General features: G+C 68.1%; 20 protein-coding genes, 1 tRNA gene and 1 other RNA gene. 13 read left to right on the top strand and 9 right to left on the bottom strand.

All coding sequences use genetic code 11. The features are described from left to right. Window positions 1–117: 117 nt before the first annotated feature. Both DQP56_RS15115 and DQP56_RS15110 read right to left on the bottom strand, forming a co-directional pair. Window positions 118–1,581, bottom strand: coding sequence for a neutral zinc metallopeptidase (locus DQP56_RS15115; protein ID WP_435673868.1), 1,464 nt, complete (start codon window positions 1,579–1,581; stop codon window positions 118–120). Further along, window positions 1,581–2,312: an Rv3717 family N-acetylmuramoyl-L-alanine amidase gene (locus DQP56_RS15110; RefSeq protein ID WP_112686724.1), complete on the bottom strand. Its 732-nt coding sequence runs from the start codon at window positions 2,310–2,312 to the stop codon at window positions 1,581–1,583. The genes DQP56_RS15115 and DQP56_RS15110 overlap by 1 nt, the downstream gene beginning before the upstream one ends. A gap of 53 nt (window positions 2,313–2,365) precedes the next feature. Here DQP56_RS15110 and DQP56_RS15105 point away from each other — a divergent pair, with 53 nt between their 5' ends. Then, window positions 2,366–3,724 carry a WS/DGAT/MGAT family O-acyltransferase gene (locus tag DQP56_RS15105; protein ID WP_112686722.1) on the top strand — a complete coding sequence of 453 codons (1,359 nt, stop codon included), beginning with the start codon at window positions 2,366–2,368 and terminating at the stop codon, window positions 3,722–3,724. Between the two features lie 3 nt (window positions 3,725–3,727). Continuing rightward, complete coding sequence (locus tag DQP56_RS15100) at window positions 3,728–4,198, top strand: NUDIX hydrolase (RefSeq protein ID WP_112686720.1); 471 nt, start codon at window positions 3,728–3,730, stop codon at window positions 4,196–4,198. Here DQP56_RS15100 and DQP56_RS15095 read toward each other — a convergent pair. Genes DQP56_RS15095 through DQP56_RS15090 form a run of 3 tightly spaced genes read right to left on the bottom strand, consistent with a single transcriptional unit; the run spans window position 4,195 to window position 6,655 of the window. Beyond that, the gene (locus DQP56_RS15095) at window positions 4,195–6,048 is read right to left on the bottom strand and encodes a fatty acyl-AMP ligase (RefSeq protein WP_112686718.1); all 1,854 of its coding nucleotides are present in this window, start codon (window positions 6,046–6,048) and stop codon (window positions 4,195–4,197) included. The genes DQP56_RS15100 and DQP56_RS15095 overlap by 4 nt on opposite strands. 22 nt (window positions 6,049–6,070) lie before the next feature. Then, entirely contained in the window at window positions 6,071–6,226 is a 156-nt protein-coding gene (locus DQP56_RS24760) for a DUF8730 family Cys-rich protein (protein WP_165825029.1), read from the bottom strand. Between the two features lie 12 nt (window positions 6,227–6,238). Then, window positions 6,239–6,655, bottom strand: coding sequence for a DUF302 domain-containing protein (locus DQP56_RS15090; RefSeq protein WP_112686716.1), 417 nt, complete (start codon window positions 6,653–6,655; stop codon window positions 6,239–6,241). 86 nt (window positions 6,656–6,741) lie between these two features. On the opposite strand from DQP56_RS15090, the gene DQP56_RS15085 reads away from it, so the two are divergent. The 3 genes from DQP56_RS15085 to DQP56_RS15075 all read left to right on the top strand — a co-directional run bounded on the left by DQP56_RS15085 (window position 6,742) and on the right by DQP56_RS15075 (window position 9,907). Beyond that, window positions 6,742–7,647 carry a haloalkane dehalogenase gene (locus DQP56_RS15085; RefSeq protein ID WP_112686714.1) on the top strand — a complete coding sequence of 302 codons (906 nt, stop codon included), beginning with the start codon at window positions 6,742–6,744 and terminating at the stop codon, window positions 7,645–7,647. Window positions 7,648–7,845: 198 nt separating this feature from the next. After that, on the top strand, window positions 7,846–8,880 hold the full coding sequence (locus DQP56_RS15080) for an ATP-dependent DNA ligase (RefSeq protein ID WP_165825032.1): 1,035 nt from the start codon (window positions 7,846–7,848) through the stop codon (window positions 8,878–8,880). Window position 8,881: 1 nt separating this feature from the next. Continuing rightward, window positions 8,882–9,907 carry a DNA polymerase domain-containing protein gene (locus DQP56_RS15075; RefSeq protein ID WP_112686712.1) on the top strand — a complete coding sequence of 342 codons (1,026 nt, stop codon included), beginning with the start codon at window positions 8,882–8,884 and terminating at the stop codon, window positions 9,905–9,907. Window positions 9,908–9,978: 71 nt separating this feature from the next. Here DQP56_RS15075 and DQP56_RS15070 read toward each other — a convergent pair whose 3' ends face one another. Continuing rightward, complete coding sequence (locus DQP56_RS15070) at window positions 9,979–10,662, bottom strand: TetR/AcrR family transcriptional regulator (RefSeq protein ID WP_112686710.1); 684 nt, start codon at window positions 10,660–10,662, stop codon at window positions 9,979–9,981. A 109-nt stretch (window positions 10,663–10,771) separates the two neighbouring features. On the opposite strand from DQP56_RS15070, the gene DQP56_RS15065 reads away from it, so the two are divergent. The 4 genes from DQP56_RS15065 to DQP56_RS15050 all read left to right on the top strand — a co-directional run bounded on the left by DQP56_RS15065 (window position 10,772) and on the right by DQP56_RS15050 (window position 15,357). After that, the gene (locus tag DQP56_RS15065; protein WP_112686708.1) at window positions 10,772–11,194 is read left to right on the top strand and encodes an MmpS family transport accessory protein; all 423 of its coding nucleotides are present in this window, start codon (window positions 10,772–10,774) and stop codon (window positions 11,192–11,194) included. Beyond that, entirely contained in the window at window positions 11,191–14,100 is a 2,910-nt protein-coding gene (locus tag DQP56_RS15060) for an MMPL/RND family transporter (protein ID WP_205868884.1), read from the top strand. Before DQP56_RS15065 ends, DQP56_RS15060 begins: the two co-directional genes overlap by 4 nt. 225 nt (window positions 14,101–14,325) lie before the next feature. Next, window positions 14,326–14,784 (top strand): DUF5078 domain-containing protein, encoded by a 459-nt coding sequence (locus tag DQP56_RS15055; protein ID WP_112686726.1) that lies wholly within the window; start codon window positions 14,326–14,328, stop codon window positions 14,782–14,784. A 12-nt stretch (window positions 14,785–14,796) separates the two neighbouring features. Continuing rightward, window positions 14,797–15,357, top strand: coding sequence for a hypothetical protein (locus tag DQP56_RS15050; protein WP_112686706.1), 561 nt, complete (start codon window positions 14,797–14,799; stop codon window positions 15,355–15,357). Window positions 15,358–15,383: 26 nt separating this feature from the next. Here the strand turns inward: DQP56_RS15050 and DQP56_RS15045 are convergent, their stop codons facing one another. The 3 genes from DQP56_RS15045 to DQP56_RS15035 form a co-directional block, all read right to left on the bottom strand. Beyond that, a complete protein-coding gene (locus DQP56_RS15045) occupies window positions 15,384–16,703 on the bottom strand; it encodes a DUF4226 domain-containing protein (RefSeq protein ID WP_112686704.1) in 1,320 nt (439 codons plus the stop codon). Window positions 16,704–16,733: 30 nt separating this feature from the next. After that, a complete protein-coding gene (gene lucA, locus DQP56_RS15040; protein WP_112686702.1) occupies window positions 16,734–17,504 on the bottom strand; it encodes a lipid uptake coordinator LucA in 771 nt (256 codons plus the stop codon). 77 nt (window positions 17,505–17,581) lie between these two features. Next, window positions 17,582–17,667: transfer RNA gene (locus DQP56_RS15035), tRNA-Ser, on the bottom strand. 122 nt (window positions 17,668–17,789) lie between these two features. Between DQP56_RS15035 and ffs the strand changes: the two genes are divergently transcribed. The 4 genes from ffs to DQP56_RS15015 form a co-directional block, all read left to right on the top strand. After that, window positions 17,790–17,884: signal recognition particle sRNA small type (gene ffs, locus DQP56_RS15030), an RNA gene on the top strand. A gap of 32 nt (window positions 17,885–17,916) precedes the next feature. Next, entirely contained in the window at window positions 17,917–19,191 is a 1,275-nt protein-coding gene (locus DQP56_RS15025) for an aspartate aminotransferase type Ic (protein ID WP_112686700.1), read from the top strand. A gap of 95 nt (window positions 19,192–19,286) precedes the next feature. Then, complete coding sequence (locus DQP56_RS15020) at window positions 19,287–19,907, top strand: CHAP domain-containing protein (protein WP_112686698.1); 621 nt, start codon at window positions 19,287–19,289, stop codon at window positions 19,905–19,907. A 56-nt stretch (window positions 19,908–19,963) separates the two neighbouring features. Then, a partial coding sequence (locus tag DQP56_RS15015) for a DNA polymerase III subunits gamma/tau (RefSeq protein WP_112686696.1) occupies window positions 19,964–21,141 on the top strand: 1,178 nt, incomplete at its 3' end.

Raw genomic sequence — 21,141 nt, 5'->3', positions numbered from 1 at the left:
CGCGACATCCCTCTCACCGAGGCCATGACACGGGCATTCGTCGCTGCCGACAGCACCGGCCTGGTCCGCCGCTCTGCCGGATCGCGCGGGTCCTCTCGACGGTTCATCGCGCCACCATCACCGGAACCGCTCGAAACAGCCGTCGATGTCGCCGTGCAGCCCGGAGCGAAACGCCAGGATCCGGGTGAACCCGGCCGGCACGGTGTTGTCGTCGGCGTCGCTGGCCACCACACCGTTCATCAGCAGACCGGTAATCGCCTCATCGAGGTCGCCGCCGGCCAGCGTCAGACCCGGGCCCGACGGCAAGCTCATCGGCTCGGCCATCCGGCGCTGGGCCACCCCGGTCAGGCACGCCGTCCGCAGCGCCGCGGCCGCCGACTCCAGACCGACCTCGCGTTCGCGTTGCACCGCAAGCGCATACCGCGACGTGACCGCCGACAACCCGGTGTTGTCGCCCTGCGGCAGACTCAGTGTCCACTGGTCGGTGGGTGCGCTCATCTCCTGCAATCCGGCCAGATTTACGACGACGGTGTTGGACTCCGGGCAGTAGGCCACCGGATCGGGCTGATGCCCGCTGGGACATTTACCGGTCGTCGCCAGCGCGGGCGGGCGGGACAACGCGAAGATCTGGCCCAATTGCTCCATCAGGGTCGACAGCACGTGTTCGTCGATGGTCAGGTCGCTCTGCGGGTTCTCCGAATCGAACAGCGCGTGCGGCAGATTCCCGCGGCGCTTGCGGATCTCATCCATGTCGATCGCGGCGCACATCTCGGCGCCGCCGTCGAAGCCGGTCTGGAAGGCGCCGACGCGGTCCAGCGCGGTGCCGTGCTCGTCGGAGATCGACACCGGATTTTCCGGCGTCGAAACCGGGTCGCGGATCACGATCAGCCCGGCCAGCACGTGATTGAGGCCGTCGCCGGTGCTCAACGTCGCGCGCGACGACTTGCCGGCGGCCACCCACTGCAGGTACACCCCGGCGAAGCAGTCGGCCTGCTGTTCGCGCACCAGGGTTCGGGTCAGCGGGTTCACGATGTCGGCCATGGCCTGCAGGGCGTGACCGTATTCGTGGGCGAGCGTCCCGTTGATGGCCATGTCGCCGAAGTACTTTCGGGCGGTCGGCATGAACTTGGCCCGATCCCAGGCCATGGTGTCGGCCCGTCGGCAGTACATCGCGTTCGGCAGGTGATAGACGTCGCCGCCGCACACCGGCGGGCTCTTCGGGTCGGTCGAGTCATACGACATCAACGTCGACACCGGCTCGAAGCGCCCGCGAAGTGAGTCGGTGTAGTGCTGCGTCCAGAACTCCTCGATGTCGTCGATCGCAAACAGCGACAGTCGGTCGATCTCGCCGCCGTCGCTGTTGCCCACCCTGGCGGTGACCGGCGGGACGTCACCACGTGGGCCACTGGGTCCCTCGGCGGTCGGTAACCCGCCGACCCGCCCGGGGTTGTAGAGCATCGACACCGCACGACCGGTCACCACCGTGGGCGTGGTGTCCGCGCAGCCGGTCAATGCCAGCATCACGCAGGCCACGCCGAAAAGCGTTCTGGCCAAACGGCCGGGGCGCTGACTCGACATCATCACCCGCTGAGGAAGGCGACGATCCCGTTGGTGACGGCAGCGGCGTACCGCGCCCGCCCGTCGGGGCTGCCCAGCAGGGCCGCGTCATCGGCGTTGCGCATGTTGCCCAGTTCGACCAGCACCGCCGGATACTCGGCCAGGTTCAGCCCGGCCAGATCCGCCCGACCGTAGAGTCCGTCGGCGCCCAGGTAGCTGGAGGTGGCGATGCCGGCGGACGACAGTGAGTCGCGGATGTCACCGGCCAACCGCACCGCCGGACCTGACTGGGCGTCGTTGAGCGGCGGGCTGGAGTAGTTGACGTGGAACCCGCGGCCCGAGGCCGGCCCCCCGTCGGCATGGATGGACACGATGGCGTCCGGGCGTGCGGCGTTGGCCGCGGCGGCCCGCGCATCGATACAGGGGGCGGGCGAGGTGTCGTCGACACGCGAGAGTTCGGTGTGCACGCCCATCCCGTCGAGGGCGGCGCGGATCCGGTTGGTCACGTCCCAGTTCAGGCTGTGCTCGGGATAGCCGTCGTCGGCGGCCGTCCCGCTGGTCTGGCACGGCTTGGTGCCGCCGCGTCCGTTGGGGACCTGCCGGGCGATCGACGAGTCGTTCGCGCCGGCGTGCCCGGGATCCAGAAACACCGTCTTACCGGCGACATCGAGGTTCGCGGGAGCAGCGGGCGCACCGATGCCGGCCGCCACTAAGCACGCGGTGAAGCCGACGCAGACGATGGTCCGGCGACGCACCCGAAAAGACTAGCAAGCAAGCGCCCGCCGGCCGGTCGCGGTGTAATGGGTCGATGCAGTTGATGTCACCGACCGATTCGGTCTTCCTGCTGGCCGAAAGCCGCGAGCATCCGATGCATGTCGGTGGCCTGATGCTGTTCGAGCCGCCGGAGGGTGCCGGACCGGAATTCGTCGGCGAGATCTATCAGGGACTGCTGGGCGCCCGCGATCTCCAGCCGGCCTTCCGTAAACGACCGGCGACCCTGCTCGGGGGGATCGCGAACGTCGGGTGGGCCTTCGATGACGAGGTCGACATCGAGTACCACGTGCGTCGGTCGGCGCTGCCGGTTCCCGGCCGGGTGCGTGACCTGCTGGAGTTGACGTCGCTGCTGCACGGCAGCCTGCTCGACCGGCACCGGCCGCTGTGGGAGGCGCACCTGGTGGAGGGCCTCAACGACGGCCGATTCGCGGTGTACGTCAAGATCCACCACAGCTTGATCGACGGGGTGTCGCTGCTGCGGTTGCTGCGCCGCACGCTGTCGGCCGATCCGCGAGAGCCCGAGCTGCGCGCCCCGTGGTCGATACGGCCGCCGTCGCGGCCGCGCTCCGATGCCCCGTCCCGGCTTCGTGAGCTGACCGGGCTGGTCAAAGGCGTTGCGGCGCTGGGTCCCTCGACGGTGAAGCTGGCGCGCGCGGCATTGTTCGAGCAGCAGCTCACGCTGCCGTTCGAAGCGCCGCGCACCATGTTCAATGTCAAGATCGGCGGCGCCCGCCGGTGTGCGGCCCAGTCCTGGCCGGCGGAGCGCGTCGTTGCGATCAAACGGGCCGCCGGGGTGACCGTCAACGATGTGGTGCTGGCGATGTGCGCCGGGGCGCTGCGGGCCTACCTCGACGAACGGCAGGCACTGCCGGAGCATCCGTTGGTGGCGATGGTTCCGGTGAGTCTGCGCACCGAAGCCGACGCCGATTCCGGCGGCAACATGGTCGGCACTATTTTGTGCAATCTCGCCACCGATCTGGCCGACCCCGCAGAACGACTCGCCACCATCAGCGAATCGATGCGCCGCAACAAGCAGGTGTTCAGCGAACTGCCGCGCACGCAGGCGCTGGCACTGTCGGCGGCCAACATGGCGCCGCTGGCGTTGACGGCCATCCCCGGCTTCGTCTCGACGGCGCCGCCGCCGTTCAACATCGTCATCTCTAACGTGCCCGGTCCGGCCGAACCGATGTACTGGCGGGGCGCCCGCCTGGACGGCAATTATCCGCTGTCGATCGCCCTGGACGGCCAGGCGCTGAACATGACCGTGGTCAGCAACGCCGGCAACCTCGACTTCGGCCTGGTCGGCTGCCGCCGCTCGGTGCCGCGCCTGCAGCGACTGCTCGGCCACCTCGACAGCTCGCTGGAGGACCTGGAACGCGCCGTGGGTGTGTGAGGCGTGGCCAGGCGCAGCGCCGGACTGCTGCTCTACCGGTGGGGCGCCGATGGAATCGAGGTGCTGATCGCCCATCCGGGCGGGCCGTTCTGGGCGCGCAAGGACGACGGCGCGTGGTCGATCCCCAAAGGCGAGCATCCCGACGGTGCAGACCCGTGGGACACCGCGCGCCGGGAATTCACCGAGGAGATCGGCCTGGACCCGCCCGACGGCGAGCGAGTGGACCTCGGTGTGGTGCGGCAGGCCGGCGGAAAAGTGGTCACGGTGTTCGCCGTGCACGGCGACCTCGACGTCGCCGACGCGCGCAGCAACACCTTCGAGATGGAGTGGCCGCCTCGGTCGGGACAGCTGCGGGAGTTCCCCGAAGTCGACCGGGTCGGCTGGTTCACCGTTTCCCGAGCGCGCACCAAACTGCTGGTCGGTCAGCGACCCATCCTGGACCGGTTGGTGGCCGCTGCGGGCAGCGGGCCCTAACCGCCGGCGCGAGGCGGTATTCCGCGCTGTTGCTGTTGCTTCTGACGCTGCGCCAGACTGTTGGAGATCAGCCGGGCCAGCCCGCCCGCTGCGCCGGCGTTCGGGGCCCGTTCGGCCGGCGGCGCCGGGGCATGCCATTCGGCCAGCGCCGCCAGTTCGCCGTCGAGGAACTGCCGCCGGCATTCTGCGCGCCGGATCTTGCCGCTCGAGGTGGTGGGCAACCGCATCGCCGGCACCAGCAGCACATCGTGCGCCTCGAGGCCGTGCTGCGCACGGACCGCCGCCCGGATGGCGTCGATGATGCCGGGGAACTCGTCCGCGGCGACCTGCTGCTGGTGGTCCACCTCCTGCAAGACGACCAGGCGGTTGTCGGCGCCCTGATTGCCTTGCACCGCAACGACCGCACCGCGGTCGGCGAGCAATGCCGGATGGCAGGCATGCACGGTCGGCTCGATGTTGTTCGGGTAGTAGTTGCCGTCTCGAATGGTGATCAGGTCGTTCCAGCGTCCGGTGACGAAAACCTCGCCCTTACACAGGAATCCGAGGTCGCCGGTGCGCAGGAACGGGCCTTCACCGGTGTCCGCCAGGAAGCCGGCGAAGGTGTGCGCGGTCTCCTCCGGTCGGCCCCAGTAACCCTGCGCGACGCTGGGACCCGACACCCAGATCTCGCCGACCTCGTCGGGTCCGCATTGCAGCCGGGTCTCCGGATCGACGATCATGACCCGCTGGCCGTACACCGGCGGACCGCAGCTGACCACCGGGACGGCCGCGGTGTCGGCAGTGACGTCCACGGCCCGGTTCTCACTCAGTGCCGCGGCGTCGACGTAGCGGACGCCGGCGACGCCGTGGCTGGGGCCGGCGGCGACCAGCAAGGTGGCCTCGGCCAGGCCATAGCACGGCAGAAACGCCTCCAGCCGGAAGCCGGCCGGGGCGAACGCGTCGGCGAACTCCTGAATGGTCGATGCGTGGACCGGCTCGGAACTGCTCGCGGCGGTGGTCCAGTGCGACAGGTCCAGTGCCGCGCGCTGCGCGGGGGTGCTGCTTTTGACACACAACCGGTAGGCACTGTTGGGTGCCGCGGTCGTGTTGGCGCGAAACCGAGACATGGCTTCCAGCCACGCCATCGGCCGCTGGAAGAAGACGATCGGCGACATCAATACGGTGGTGCAGCCGACGTAGATCATCTCCAGCACCCCGCCGATCAGCCCCATGTCGTGCTGCTGCGGCAGGAAGTAGACGCTCGTCTGGTGCTCGTCGCCGTGGTAGGCCCGCCGAATGGCCTCCAGATTGTCCATGAGGTTGCCGTGCGTCACGACCACGCCCTTGGGCGATCTTGTCGAACCGGAGGTGTATTGGATCAAGGCCGTGGTGCTCGAGTCGACGTCGGGGGTCTCCCAGTCTTCGGGGTCGGCGGTGTACTCGTCGATGGCGCACCACCGCACCGTCGACAGGCCCGGCACGTCGGCGGCCACTGCCTGCAATTGGTTCCGGGTGCCGGCCGTCGCGACCGCGAAGGCGGCTTGCGTATCGGGCGCGACCAGTTTCAGGCGCGGGAGCGGGGTGTCCACCGGCACCGGGACCGCGCCGGCGTACAAGCAGCCGAAAATGCTGACGATGCTGTCCAGGCCGGGCCGGCAGATCACCAGTGCACGCTCACCGGCGGCGCCGTCATGTTGCAGGGTGGTCCCGATTGCCCGCGCCCGGATGTCGAGCTCCCGGTACGTCAGCCGGGCGGTGATTTGCTTCCCATCGGGGGCGAAGCTGAACGCGACCTTGTCCGCGTACCGCTCGGCCTGCAACCGCAGCAACTCCACCAGGGTAGGTACGGTCGGCGGTGTCTGCGCTGGCATCCCGACACCATAGTCGCTGGGCTCAGCGTCGCCACCAGGAACGCTGTCGGGTCTGCTGTTCGCGATGCCCCTCGCACCACTGCTCGGGTGGCACCTGCATGCGGACGTCGGCGATGTGCTCGCCGCAGCCGTCCCAGGTGGTCTTGCCGCAGACCCGGCACGGTACGGGGTAGCACATCAGCGGTTCCTCTCAGGCGGTGCGCAATGCATCAGCCAGGGTATCGATGACGGCACGGATTTTCTCGGTCACTTCGTCGGCGATCGGCGCCAGCGCCGGATTGTCGACGACTTGGGCCATCAGCTGCGGGTTCATCGCCTCGACGTGCACCGTCTCCGGCTGTTGCGGGTCCTCGCGAACCACGACGTTGCACGGCAGCAGCACCCCGATGCGTTTCTCGGCGGTCACCGCGCGATGCGCCAACGGCGGGTTGCAGGCGCCCAGGATCAGGTAGCGCTCCATGTCCTCGCCGAGCTTGGCTTTGAGCGTCGCCTGCATGTCGATCTCGGTCAGTACGCCGAAACCGTTGTCCTTCAGCAGCTCCCGGGTCTTGGCGGCAACAGTGCCGAAATCGGCGCCGGTCACCGTGGTGCTCATTGCGACGGACATGAGGCCTCCTTGGTCGTCTCCTTGATCGTGGTGATCACGCTCCAGTATACCCCCGCGGGTATATACCCTCACGGTATCGTCGGCTCATGCAGACCCTGCGCACCCCCGATGACAGGTTCGTCGACCTCCCCGATTTCGGATATTCGCCCCAGTTCTGCGACCTGGATGACGATGACGGCGGCACACTGCGGGTGGCCTGGGTGGCCGACGGCCCCGAGGAAGCCGACCCGATCCTGATGCTGCACGGCGAGCCGTCGTGGTCGTATCTGTACCGCAAGATGATGCCGATTCTGGCCGAGGCGGGGCACCGGGTCATCTGTCCGGATCTGGTCGGGTTCGGGCGCTCGGACAAGCCGACCCAAGCCTCAGACCACACCTACGCCCGCCACGTCGAGTGGATGCGGGCGCTGGCGTTCGACCACCTCGACCTGCAGAACGTGACGCTGGTCGGCCAGGACTGGGGCGGACTGATCGGGCTGCGGCTGGTCGCGGAGAACCCGGATCGGTTCAGCGGCGTCGTGGTGGCCAACACCGGCTTGCCCACCGGTGATATCCCGATGCCGGAGATCTGGTGGCGCTTCCGGGAGAGCATCCAGACCGCACCGAAAATCGACGTCGGCTGGTTCGTGCAGTCCGGATGCCGTAAGCCGATGACCGACTCCGCCCGGGCCGGCTACGACGCGCCGTTCCCCGACGACAGCTACTGCGTCGGGCCGCGGACCATGCCGTCACTGGTCCCGACCAGCCCCGAGGACCCGGCCGCGGCGGCCAACCGGGCGGCGTGGGCGACGCTGTGCGCCTCGGAGACCCCGATGCTGGTGGCTTTCAGTGACGGTGACCCGATCACCGGGGCGATGGGGCCGATCTTCCAGCGCGAGATGCGCGGCGCCCGCGGACGCGCCCACCCGGTGATCCACGACGCCGGCCACTTCCTGCAGGAGGACGCCGGCGAGGAGTTGGCCCGCCACATCGTGGAGTTCCTGCGGCGCTGACCGTGTGCGCCCGCCGGAGAGGGACCCGCCGGAGAGGGATAGGGATGTTTGCCCGCCTTTCAGCGACAACGTTGGTGGGTTGTCGCCGGATGGTCGCCAGCTGGCCTGGGCGAGCCCCCGTTGTCGCTCGAAGGCGGGCAACAGACACACCACCTCCCGGCGGTGGCTTCTGTGACAGATGAGGCCGCAGCATCCATCATGGACAGCATGGACCTGCCCGTGGCCCCGCCGGTGGATCCCATGCTCGCCAAGGCGGCGGCCAAGGTTCCCGACGAGCCAGGCCGGTGGTCCTACGAACCCAAGTGGGACGGCTTTCGCGCCATCGCGTTCCGTGACGGCGACGAGGTGTTGCTGCAATCGCGCAACGGCAAACCGCTGAGCCGCTACTTCCCGGAACTGCTGGAGGCGCTGCGCGCCGAGGTGGCCCCGCGCTGCGTGCTCGACGGGGAGGTGGTGGTGCCCCGGCAGATCGACGGCCGGACCCGGCTGGACTGGGAGTCGCTGAGCCAGCGGATTCATCCCGCCCAGAGCCGGGTGCGGCTGCTGGCCGAGCAGACTCCGGCGCAATTCATCGGCTTCGACGCGCTGGCCACCGGCTCGGCGTCGCTGCTCGGCGAACCGTTCCGGGTGCGACGGCAGGCGCTGGCGGACTCGATCCACGGCGGCCGTAGCTGTCATGTCACCCGTGCCACCGACGATCCCGAACAGGCCATGGTCTGGCTCACCACGTTCGAAGGCGCCGGACTGGACGGGGTGATCGCCAAGCGGAGCGACGGGCCGTATCTGCCCGGCAAGCGCGAGATGGTCAAGGTCAAACACCGCCGAGACGCCGACTGTGTGGTGATGGGATACCGAATCCACAAGAGCGGCAACGGCATCGGTTCGCTGCTGCTGGGGCTGTACCGCCCCGACGGCGAGCTGGCGATGGTCGGGGGCGCGGCGTCGTTCACCGATGCCGGCCGGCTCAAGCTCCTGGCCGAGCTGGAGCCGCTGCGCCTCGGCGACGTCCGCGACGGTGAACCGAGCCGGTGGAACTCGGCCGCCGACAAGCAGTGGGTCCCGATCCGGCCGGAGCGCGTCGCCGAGGTCGCCTACGACCAGATGGAGGGGAATCGCTTCCGGCACACCGTGAAACTGCTGCGGTGGCGCCCCGATCGCGACCCGGCCAGCTGCACCTTCGACCAACTCGACGTCCCGTTGACCTACGATCTCGCCGACGTGCTGGAGACCTGACATGCCTGAAGCCGAGGAGTTGGACGTCGACGGCACCGCCGTCCGGTTCACCAGCGGCGACAAGGTGTACTTTCCCCGGCTCGGCGCCGGCGGCACCAAGCGGGCGCTGGCCGACTACTACCTGGCGGTGGCCAATGGCCCGCTGCTGGCGGCGTTGCGGGACCGGCCCACCCACCTGCAGCGGTTCCCGGACGGCATCGGTGGTGACGAGGTCTACCAGAAGCGGCTGCCGCGCGGGCACCCCGACTATCTGCAGTCCTGCCGGGTGACGTTCCCGTCGGGCCGCACCGCCGACGCGCTCAAGGTCACCGGGCCGGCGGACATCTTGTGGGCGGTGCAGATGAGCACCGTCACCTTTCACCCGTGGCCGGTGCGCTGCGGTGACACCGACCACCCCGATGAGCTGCGCATCGACCTGGACCCCCAGCCAGGCACCGGCTTCGCCGAGGCACGCGTGGTCGCGCTGGAGGTGCTGCGCCCGCTGCTCGATGAGCTCGGCCTGGTCGGCCACCTCAAGACCTCCGGTGGCCGCGGCTTGCACGTCTTCCTGCGGATCAAGACCGACTGGGACTTCATCGAGGTTCGGCGGGCCGCAATCGCGCTGGGCCGCGAGCTCGAGCGGCGCGCACCGGAGGCGGTCACCTCGTCGTGGTGGAAGGAAGAACGCGGTAAGCGGATCTTCATCGACTTCAACCAGAACGCCCGCGACCGCACCATGGCGTCGGCCTACTCGGTGCGTGCCACCCCGATCGCCACCGTCTCCATGCCGTTGACCTGGGACGAGTTGGCCGAGGGTGCCGACCCCGACGACTACACCATCGCCACCGTGCCCGAGCTGATCGCGCGGCGCGGCGACGCCTGGGACACCATCGATGGCCTCGAGCAGTCCCTGCAGCCACTGCTGGAGATGGTTGCCGCCGACGAAGCCCGCGGGCTGGGCGACCTGCCGTACCCGCCGAACTATCCGAAAATGCCCGGCGAGCCCAAGCGGGTGCAGCCCAGCCGGGACACCGACTTGACCCGATAAAACGTGGCGCTGCGGTTCCGCGACCGCAACGGCAGTCACACCGCATCGGGATGTGGGCGACGTGCTGGGCGTCAGGATGCCTGCTCCAGCAGCCCCACGCAGGTGGCGGTGAGCAGCCGGGTCAAGGCGGTGGTGAAGTCCAGGTTCCAGTCCGGCAACAGCTCCGGTTCGTCGGAGTAGGCGTTGGTCAGCGTCTCCGGCGGGTGTGCCCGCTGCCACAGGACCGAGCCCAGTGAATAGGCGGCCAGCAGCAGATCCAGGGCGCCACGGGGCCCGAGCCCCGGCAGCGCCCGCTCGATCGCGCCGGCACTGGTCATCACCGCCGCGGCGCTGACCCGCCTCACCTCGATCACCCGTTCGGCGTCCACCTCGTGTTCCAGGTGCAGGTGCAGGTTGGACAGCAAGTCGCAGAACAGCGGATCGGCCGCCAAGCCGCTGACCAGGATCTCGACCACCCGCTCGGGGGACATCGGCCCGGGCTGGTCCAATCCGGTGCAGACTGCCGCCGACCACCGTTGCCAGCTCTCGGCCGCCAGGCGCAGCAGCACCTCCTTGTAGGAGCTGAAGTAGCGGCGCACGGCCGAGTAGTGCACCCCCGCCCGGGCGGCCACCGCGGTCAGCGTCACCGATGCGACACCGGCTTCCAGGGCCACCGAACGCGCCGCTTCCATCAGGGCTGCTGCGCGCTGGCGCTTCTCTTCTGCGCTGCGAGCGCGCTGGAACGAGACCTGCCGCACGGCGCGAGGATAACGCACATGCTGTGCGTTGCGACCGTTCTGGGCGGTACTGTAGCGTGCGTTTACGCACGTGGACTTGGGTTAGGGTACCCAAAGGTGCTAGGCGAAGGGGACTCCGATTTTCAAGGTGCTGAGCCGGGTGTGGATACCCCTGGTGATACTGGCCGTGGTCGGTGTCGCCGGGTTCACGGTGACGCGCATCCACGGGCTGTTCGGATCCGAGAAGCGCCCGTCTTACGCCGACGGCCAGATCGACGAGACCAAGCCCTTCAACCCCAAGCGCATGACCTACGAGATCTTCGGCCCGCCCGGAACCGTGGCCGACATCAGCTATTTCGACGTCAACTCCGAGCCGCAACGTGTCCAAGACGTCGAACTGCCGTGGCAACTCGAGATCGTCACCACCCTCCCGGCGGTGGTGGGAAGCATTATGGCGCAAGGTAACAGCAACAGCATCGGTTGCCGGATCACCGTCGACGGGGAGGTGAAGGCCGAGCGCATCTCCAATGAGGTCAACGCCTACACCTTCTGCCTGCTGAAGGCGGCATGAGCCCGCCGATAACCGGTAGCGCGGGCGGACATCCGGAGCGGACATTCATCGCGCGCACCATTCGCCGGTTGTCGATTCCGATCATCCTGGGCTGGGTGGGCCTGATCCTGCTGCTCGGCGCCACCGTGCCGTCACTGGAACAGATCGGCAAAGAGAACGCCGTGTCGGCCAGCCCGACGACAGCGCCGTCCATGCAGGCGATGACCGAAATGGGCCGCGTCTTCCAGGAATCGGACTTCGACAGCACCGCGATGATCGTGCTGGAGGCCGACCACGAACTCGGCGATGCCGAGCACGAGTATTACGCCGAGATGGTCGAGCGGCTCAAAGCCGACACCGCTCACGTGCAGCACGTCCAGGACTTCTGGGGCGATCCGCTGACCGCTGTCGGTGCCCAGAGTGCCGATGGCAAAGCGACTTACGTGCAACTCAATCTGGTCGGCAACATCGGCCAGGCCAAGGCCAATGAGTCCGTCGAGTCGGTCCGCACCATCGTGGAATCGATCGAGAAGCCGCCTGGGCTGACGGTCTACGTCACCGGCACCGCGGCGCTGGCCAACGATATGAACCACGCCGGCGACAAGTCCATGCTGCGGATGATGGCCGTCACCGTCGCGGTGATCCTGACCATGCTGCTGGCGGTCTACCGGTCGGTCACCACCGTGGTGTTGCTGCTGGCCACGGTCGGCATGGAGCTTTCCGCCGCCCGCGGCGTGGTGGCCTTCCTGGGCCACCATCACCTGGTCGGATTGACGACGTTCTCCGTCAACCTGCTGGTCTCGCTGGCGATCGCCGCCGGCACCGACTACGCGATCTTCCTGATCGGCCGCTATCACGAGGCCCGCCACGACGGCGAAGATCCCGAAACGGCCTACTACACGGCGTTCAACGGCGTCTCGCACGTCATCCTGGGCTCCGGCCTGACCATCGCCGGCGCGGTGTTCTGTCTGCACTTCACTCACATGCCCTACTTCGTCTCGCTCGGCATCCCGTGTGCGGTCGGCATGGTCGTCTCGGTGCTCGCCGCGTTGACGTTGGGTCCGGCGATCATCACGGTCGGCAGCCGGTTCGGGCTGTTCGAACCCAAGCGCAAGATGAGCACCCGCGGCTGGCGGCAACTGGCGACGGCGATCGTGCGCTGGCCCGGGCCGATCCTGGTTGCCTCAATGGCGATCGCGGCCGTCGGCCTGCTGGCGTTGCCGGGCTACAAGCCGGCCTACGACGACCGCCAGTACATCCCCAGCGACATCCCGGCCAACGAGGGCTTCAACGCCGCCGACCGGCACTTCTCGCAGTCCCGGATGATGCCGGAGGTGCTGATGGTCGAAGCCGATCACGACCTGCGCAACCCGTCTGACTTCCTGGTCATCGACAAGCTGGCCAAGGCGGTGTTCAAGGTCGTCGGGATCTCCCGGGTCCAGGCGATCACCCGGCCGCAGGGCACCCCGCTGGAACACACCTCGATCCCGTTCCAGATGAGCATGCAGAATGCCGGCCAGATGCAGACCATGCAGTTCCAGAAGAAGCGCATGGACGACATGCTCACCCAGGCCGACGCGATGGGGGAGACCATCGCCACCATGCGCGAAATGCTCGGCTACATGAGTCAATTGGCCAACACCACCCACGAGATGGTGGTCGACATGGACGAGCTACAGGCCCAGATCTACGAGATCCGGGACCACATCGCCGATTTCGAGGATTTCTGGCGGCCTATCCGGAGCTACTTCTACTGGGAGCCGCACTGCTACGATATCCCGATCTGCTTCTCGCTGCGCTCGGCGTTCGACATGGTCGACAGTGTCGATCCGATGAGCGAGAGCATGGACAAGATGATCGCGCACATGGCCGACATGGATGCGCTCATGCCGCAGATGCTGACCACCTTCCCGCCCATGATCGACACCATGCAGACCATGCAGACCATGATGCTGACGATGCACAGCACCATGTCGGGCATCTTCGCCCAGATGGAGGAGATGGGCGACAACGCCACCGCGATGGGCAAGGCGTTCGACGAGGCCAAGAACGACGACTCGTTCTATCTGCCGCCGGAGGTCTTCGAGAACCCGGACTTCAAGCGCGCGATGAACATGTTCGTCTCGCCGGACGGCAAGGCCGTGCGGATGATCATCTCGCACCGGGGCAATCCGGCTACCGCAGAAGGCATTGCGCGCATCGACCAGATCCGCACCGCTGCCGAGGAGGCGCTCAAGGGAACGCCGCTGGAGGACGCCAAGATCTATCTGGGCGGGACCGCGGCTCTGTTCAAGGACATGCACGACGGTTCCTACTATGACCTGCTGATCGCCGGAATCGCTTCGCTGTGCCTGATTTTCGTCATCATGCTGCTGATCACCCGTGCGCTGATCGCCGCGCTGGTGATCGTCGGAACCGTCGCACTGTCGTTGGGGGCGTCGTTCGGGCTGTCGGTGCTGGTCTGGCAGTACCTGATCGGCATGCAACTGCATTGGCTGGTGATGGTGATGTCGGTGATCGTGCTGCTGGCGGTGGGATCGGACTACAACCTGATGCTGGTCTCCCGATTCAAACAGGAGATCCATGCCGGGTTGCATACCGGCATCATCCGGGCGATGGGCGGTACCGGGAAGGTGGTGACCGCAGCCGGGCTGGTGTTCGCCTTCACCATGGCGTCGATGGCCGTCAGCGACCTGCGCATCATCGGCCAGATCGGCACCACCATCGGGCTGGGCCTGCTGTTCGACACCTTGATCGTGCGGGCGTTCATGACGCCGTCGATCGCGGCGTTGCTGGGCCGCTGGTTCTGGTGGCCCATCAACGTGCTGCCGTACGTCGGCGGTAAGGCCGCCCGGGACCGAGAGGCGGCCGCCGCCGCGCACGGTGCCGACGCCGAGGCGGCCGATGCGTTGGCCGACAGGCCCTGATCGACTGTGAGTGATCCCATGCGATCAGGGACTACACCTAGTTAGGTAGCAAGGCTAAAGTTATGTAGCATGGTTTTCCGAGTTCGTCACCGCCCGCCGCCGGTTTTTCGCGCATCCGGTCCACCCGGATCATCGGTCTGAACAGCGGGGATCGGCATCAGAAACTGACATAGGGAAAGGACCGGGGGAATGGTTACAGTGGATTCCATGCCCACGCACCGCCCGATCCGCCGCCGCGGCGCCGCGGTGGCCGCCGCGGCCGGCCTGGCCGCGCTGACCGCCGCCCTGTTGCCGGTGACCGCTTCCGCCGACGCCACCGACGACTTTCCCATCCCGCGCCGGGTGATCCGCACCGACTGCAGCGCCGAGCAGATGCTGGCCGCCAGCCGCGACCTGTCGCCGGTCTATTACGAGCGCTACATGATCGACATGCACAACAAGCCGGTACAGGTGCAGCAGGCCACCATCGACAAGATGCACTGGTTCTTCTCGCTGAGCCCCGAGCAGCGCCGGGCCTACTCGGAGGAGTTGGCGACGAACTTCGCCGACCCGCTGACCGTTTCCTGGCCCAACCACGCCAAGATCTTCTTCAACAACAAGGGTGTCGTCGCCAAGTCGACCGAAGCCTGCAGCCAGTACCCGCGTGACGACATGTCGGTGTGGGACTGGTCGCCCAAGCCCTGACCGGAGCCACCGATGACCGGTTTCGTTCGTCGAATCACGCAGGCTCTGGCCGTCGCCGGCATGGTGGCCGGTCTGGTCGCGACTGCGGGTTCACCGGCGCTGGCGCAGCCGGCGGGGTTCCCCGATCTGGATACCTTCAGCCCGGCCCCGATCGAGGACTACATCACGACGGGCCCCAAGGGACCCGGCCGCTGGGTGAATTTCTCCACGCCCTACAACATCGCCTGCCAGTTCGACGCCACCGAGCCGCCGGCGGGTTCCTCGCAGGCCATCATGTGCGACGGCGACATGCCGGGCATGGCGAACGCGCCGCTCAGTTCGGGCGCTCCGGTGGCCGACGGCTGTGTGATCGGGACGGTGCGTTCCCAGGGCGCGGCGGGTCTGCGCTTGAACCGTGAGTCGGCGAGTTGCGGCCGCCAGTTCTCCAATGGAGCGTTCCTGGGGGTCGGGCAGAAGCTGTCCTACGGCAATGTGACGTGTGCGGTGGGCGCCGACCAGCTGGTCGCCTGCCTCGACACCTCGTTGGGCCACCACGGTTTCGTGCTGCGACCGTCCGGCAGCACAGCGTTCTGAGCCCCGGGCGAACCCGGCCGTCCCGATTACGGGTTGATGTTGAACGTCGTGGTGTAGGTCCGCGGGTGGTAGGGCGGCGGCGGAGCATCCGGCCCGATGGGCCAGCCCTCGGGCGTCGGCCAGGTACTGATCCGCATGGTGACCTGTTCCTGCCCGTTCGGGAGCGTCTCGATGTTGACGACGCTCGGGCCGTAGGGAACGGCCGGTTGATTGCCCGGGCTGGGAATGAAGCCCGGGCCGGTGAGCTCGTGCGACGGCGCGGTGAGGAGCCCCTGCGGGCTGCCCGCGGTCACACCGACGATCTGGCTGCCGTTGCTCGCGCTGGTCAGTAGGTAGCCGCCCTGGGGCAGCGACACGATCTGGTTCTCCCGGTCGCCGGCGCCCAGATTGGTGAAGGTGCCGACCTGATGCAGGCTGTCCATCCACGCGTTGGGAGGGGCACCGGCGGCGACCGGATCGGATTGCCACATGGCGCGCTGCCCGTCCTGACCGATGTTGCCGACGATGATCATCCGTCCCGACTCGGCGTCGAAGACCCCGCTGGCCTGCGAGATGCCCACCTTGGTGTCCGAGCCGATCATGGTGCCCATCAGCGGCCCCAGATCCGTTGCGGGATCAGCCAGGTTCTGTACCCGGGACTCCGGCGCGATGAAGTTGTCCGGCGAGGTCCCGGGCCCGTAGGGGCGCACGCTGTAGAACGCGTACTGCTGACCGTCGGGCCCGACGGCCGTCCCGGTCGGCAGCGCCCGAAAACCCTCGTCGACGGGAAACGGGTTGTCGATGTCGGGCTGTCCGGGGATGTGCAGCCGCGGATGACCGGTCTCCGGGTCTCCGGTGATGACGATTCCGGTGCCCGGGATGGTGGCGCCCAGGTCGTAGGGCGAGCCCTCCTGGTCCTCCGGCACCGGTGGGCTGCCCGAGCCGGCGATGCTGGGATCGCGCGGAGCCGGTGTTTCATTGTCCACCAAGCGGATGTGCGGATCCGTGTCGCCGTCGCCGTCGAGCTGGTAGCGATTGGTCAGGCTCCGTACCAGCCCTGCCCGGTGCTCACTGTCGGCGTGAGCGTCGTTGACGATCTTGTGGATCTCGCGGGTCTTGCCGGTCAGGTACCGCTGGAACTGACGGGAGCCGGCGGGGGTGTCCAGCCCCGGCCAGGTGGCCGCGGCCTGCCTGATCTCGGCGGCCATCGCGTCGAGGCGCTGACGCGAAGCCGAGTTGTTGCGGACCGCCTCCCGCAGGATCGCCTGGAAGTCCCGGTCGGCTGCCACCGAAGCCGCCAGCCGGTTGACCAGCTTGTTCTCCCGCGCCCGCGCCGCGTCGGCGAAAGCACCGCGGTTCTCGGTCATGGGGCAAAGGTTAACCGGGCGGCGTTGGTCCTACTTGCTCTTTTTCGCCCGGCGCTTGCCGGACGGGCGCAACTTCTGCTGCGCTCCGGTCGGTGCGAGTTCGGGGGCTTCTTCGCCGGCCGATTCGGTGACCTCCGCGGCCGAGTCGGCCTCGACGGTCTCGCCGGACCCGGCGTCTTCGTCGGTGTCGTGACCGTCTTCGTCGGCGTCGGTGTCCTCGCCGGCGTCGGCGTCGGCGTCGGCGTCGGTCTCCTCGTCGGTGTCGCCGTCCTCAACATCGTTGGCGGCCGCGTCCGACTTCTTCGCCTTCTTGGCGCGCCAGCGCCGCAGCGTCGACTGCTTCTCCGACTTGGGCTTGAGCGGTTTAGGCGGCGGCGGGGGCATTGCTGCCACGAACGACAGGTAGAACGCGCCGATGCCCAACAGTGCGATCGCGGCCGCGGCCCCGTAGATGCCGAACAGCCATACTCCGGCGGTGTCCAGCGACAGCCAGATCTCGCTGATCGCGGTCCCCGCGATCAGGGTTCCGGCCACCACGTGGCCCACGATCGAACCGGTCAGCAGCGTCAGCGTCAGCTGCGGAGTTCCGTACTCCGGTTTGCGGGCGTGCCTGAGGGTGGCCACCACCGGCAGCGCGGTCCCGGCCACCAGCAGTCCGAGGAAGATCCGCAGCACGGTGCCCAGCACATGCGGGGAGAAGCCGGTCAGCTCCCACCACCGGGGAATTACGAACAGGAAGTACAAGATGGCGGCGAGGGTCGAGAGCGACGCGTGCCAAACGGTGGCAACGGTGCGACTCACGCCACCTCCCGTGTTTCGTCAGTAGTGATTCAGGTGCGACCGGACCGCGGAATTGCGGTCCGGTCGCACCTGCGGTGCGGAGGATGCGGGATTTGAACCCGCGAGGGCTATTAACCCAACCCGCGTTCCAGGCGAGCGCCATAGGCCACTAGGCGAATCCTCCGTCGGCAATGGTAGCGGAGACTCGTGCGGGGCCGCGCGCTCCTCACCCGGTCCGCCGTGCCTGGCGGCGGTGGCCCACTGCGCCCGGCTTCGCCGCGCTGGTGACCACCGCTAGACTTGGCACTCGGACCCCGCGCGGCGTCTATCCTGTGAACTCCCCCAGGGCCGGAAGGCAGCAAGGGTCAATGGGCTCTGGCGGGTGCGCGGGGTCCCCTTATGTGTTTGGCCTTCGATTGTGAGAGGCGCACCCGTGTCGTTGCAGAACCTCAGCCGTGCCGACTTGGCTGCTCAACACGAGAGCTACCAGCGCGCTTACGCCGAGCTACAGGCCAAGAAGCTGTCGCTGGACCTCACCCGCGGCAAGCCGGCGCCCGAGCAGCTCGACCTGGCCAACGGCCTGCTGGCACTGCCGGGCACCGACGACTACCGCGCCGACGACGGCACCGACACCCGCAACTACGGCGGCCTGCACGGTCTGACCGAGCTGCGGGCCGTCTTCGGCGAACTGCTCGGCATCGCGGTGCCCAACCTGATCGCCGGCAACAACGCCAGCCTGGAGTTCATGCACGACGTCGTCGTCTACTCGATGCTGCACGGTGGTGTCGACTCGCCGCGTCCCTGGAGCCAGGAGGCCGCCGTCAAATTCCTGTGCCCGGTGCCCGGCTACGACCGCCACTTCGCGATCACCGAGACGCTGGGCATCGAGATGATCCCCGTCCCGATGCGCGAGGACGGCCCGGACGTCGACCTCATCGAGGAACTCGTCGCCGCCGACCCGGCGATCAAGGGCATGTGGACGGTGCCGGTGTTCGGCAACCCGACCGGCATCACCTATTCCTGGGAGACGGTGCGCCGGCTGGTGCAGATGGCCACCGCCGCGCCCGACTTCCGACTGTTCTGGGACAACGCCTACGCGGTGCACACCCTGACCACCGAGTTCCCCCACCAGGTCGACGTGCTCGGGCTGGCCGCCGCCGCTGGCAACCCGAACCGGCCCTATGTGTTCGCCTCCACCTCGAAGATCACCTTCGCCGGCGCCGGCGTCAGCTTCTTCGGCGGCTCGCTGGGCAACATCGCCTGGTACCTGCAGTACGCCGGCAAGAAGTCGATCGGCCCGGACAAGGTCAACCAGCTGCGCCACCTGCGGTTCTTCGGTGACGCCGACGGGGTGCGGCTGCACATGCGCCGCCACCAGGAGATTCTGGCGCCGAAGTTCGCGCTGACCGCCGAGATCCTGCAGAACCGGCTCGGCGAATCCAAGATCGCGTCGTGGACCGACCCCAAGGGCGGCTACTTCGTCAGCCTCGACGTGCTGCCCGGCACCGCGCGGCGCACCGTGGCGCTGGCCAAGGACGCCGGGATCGCCGTCACCGAGGCCGGCGCGTCCTTCCCCTACCGCAAGGACCCCGACGACAAGAACATCCGGATCGCCCCGTCGTTTCCGTCCACCGGCGACCTGCGTGACGCTGTCGACGGCCTGGCCACCTGCGCGCTGCTGGCCGCCACCGAGCACCTGCTGGGCTGACACCGCGTGGAATTCGGCGTACCGACGGGCGCCGCCGCCTAACATTTCCCGAAAGTTGCGTCGGGAACCCGTCAAATGCCGGTGGAGGCCGAGAAATGGCGAACAAGATCGGTGTTGTGGGCTGCGCGGTGGCGGCGATGGCCGCCTTCGGGCTCGGCCAGGTTCCCGCCGCGTACGCCCCCAGCCGGGCGGACCCGGTGATCGACCACTCGCCGGTCCACGCCGGCGATGCCGGGCCCGGTCCGGCCGAGGCGTTGTCGGCCAAGGTCAACGATGCACTCGACGTCTTCCGGGGAGCGGCCGCCGACGCCGCCCTTGGCCACCCGGTGATGTACGGCGACGGCCAGTGTTACCCGCTGATCCTGCAATACATCCGCGCGCTCGGGCACCCCTGGCGCAATCGCGACCCCAGCGGCAACGCGTTCGACCTCTACCAACATTTCCCCAGCAACGGCCTGGGCGAATACTTCGACCCGGTGCCGTTCGACGGCGGCATGAACCTGCCGCAGGTCGGCGACATCGTCGTCTACGGACCGGGCGGGTATGTCAGCGAGCACGGGCACGCCGCGGTGGTCACCGCCGTGCGCGGAAACGGTCCGCTGTTCGGCTACGAGACGGCCGACCAGAACTCCGGCGGCCGGTTGTTCGTGACGTTGAACTGGCGTGATTTCAGCCCCGCCTACAACACGCTGGGCTATCTGCGCCCGAAGGTGTAGCGCCGGTGGCCGCCGGGCGGCGCACCGGCGTCGGCCCGAGCAAGTAACCTGCTGGCGTGGCGCTCTACCGCAAGTACCGGCCGGCAACCTTCGCCGAAGTGGTGGGGCAGGAGCACGTCACCGAACCGCTGTGCACCGCGTTGTCGGCGGGCCGGATCAACCACGCCTACCTGTTCTCCGGGCCGCGCGGCTGCGGCAAGACGTCGTCGGCGCGCATCCTGGCCCGGTCGCTGAACTGTGCGCAGGGGCCCACGCCCACGCCGTGCGGGACCTGCGATTCCTGCGTGGCGCTGGCCCCGAACGGTCCGGGCAGCATCGACGTCGTCGAACTCGACGCGGCCAGCCACGGCGGCGTCGACGACACCCGGGACCTGCGCGACCGCGCCTTCTACGCCCCCGCCCAGTCGCGGTACCGGATCTTCATCATCGACGAAGCGCACATGGTGACCCCCGCGGGCTTCAACGCGCTGCTCAAGATCGTCGAGGAGCCACCTGAGCACCTGATCTTCGTGTTCGCCACCACCGAACCGGAGAAGGTGCTGCCGACCATCCGCTCCCGCACCCACCACTATCCGTTCCGGCTGTTGGCGCCGCGGACCATGCGCGAGCTCATCGGGCGGATCTGCGAGCAGGAGAACGTCGCCGTCGATGACGCCGTCTACCCGCTGGTGATCCGCGCCGGCGGCGGCTCGCCACGCGACACCTTGTCGGTGCTCGACCAGCTGCTGGCCGGCTCGGAGCGCGACGAGGCCGGGGTCGATCACGTCCACTACCAGCGGGCACTGGGCCTGCTGGGCGCCACCGACGTCGCCCTGATCGACGAGGCGGTCGACGCGCTGGCCGCCGGCGATGCGGCGTCGGTATTTGCGGCGGTCGAAGCCGTTGTTGATGCCGGCCACGACCCCCGCCGGTTCGCCATCGACCTGCTGGAACGGTTCCGCGATCTGATCGTGCTAAAGGCCGTGCCGGACGCGGTCGCCAAGGGTGTGGTCGACGCGCCCGAAGACATCCTGGAACGCATGCATGACCAGGCCGCCCGGCTCGGCTCGGCGACCCTCGCCCGCTACGCCGAGGTGGTGCACGCCGGTCTCGGTGAAATGCGCGGCGCGACGGCACCGCGGCTGCTGCTGGAGGTGGTGTGCGCCCGGCTGCTGCTGCCGTCGGCCGCCGACACCGAAGCCGCGCTGCTGCAGCGGGTCGAGCGCATCGAGAGCCGGCTGGACATGTCGATACC

Source organism: Mycolicibacter senuensis, assembly GCF_003284925.1.
In the GTDB taxonomy this organism is placed as follows: domain Bacteria; phylum Actinomycetota; class Actinomycetes; order Mycobacteriales; family Mycobacteriaceae; genus Mycobacterium; species Mycobacterium algericum_A.
The sequence above is the reverse complement of the archived record's forward strand: the minus strand, read 5'-3'. Positions and strand labels throughout refer to the sequence as shown.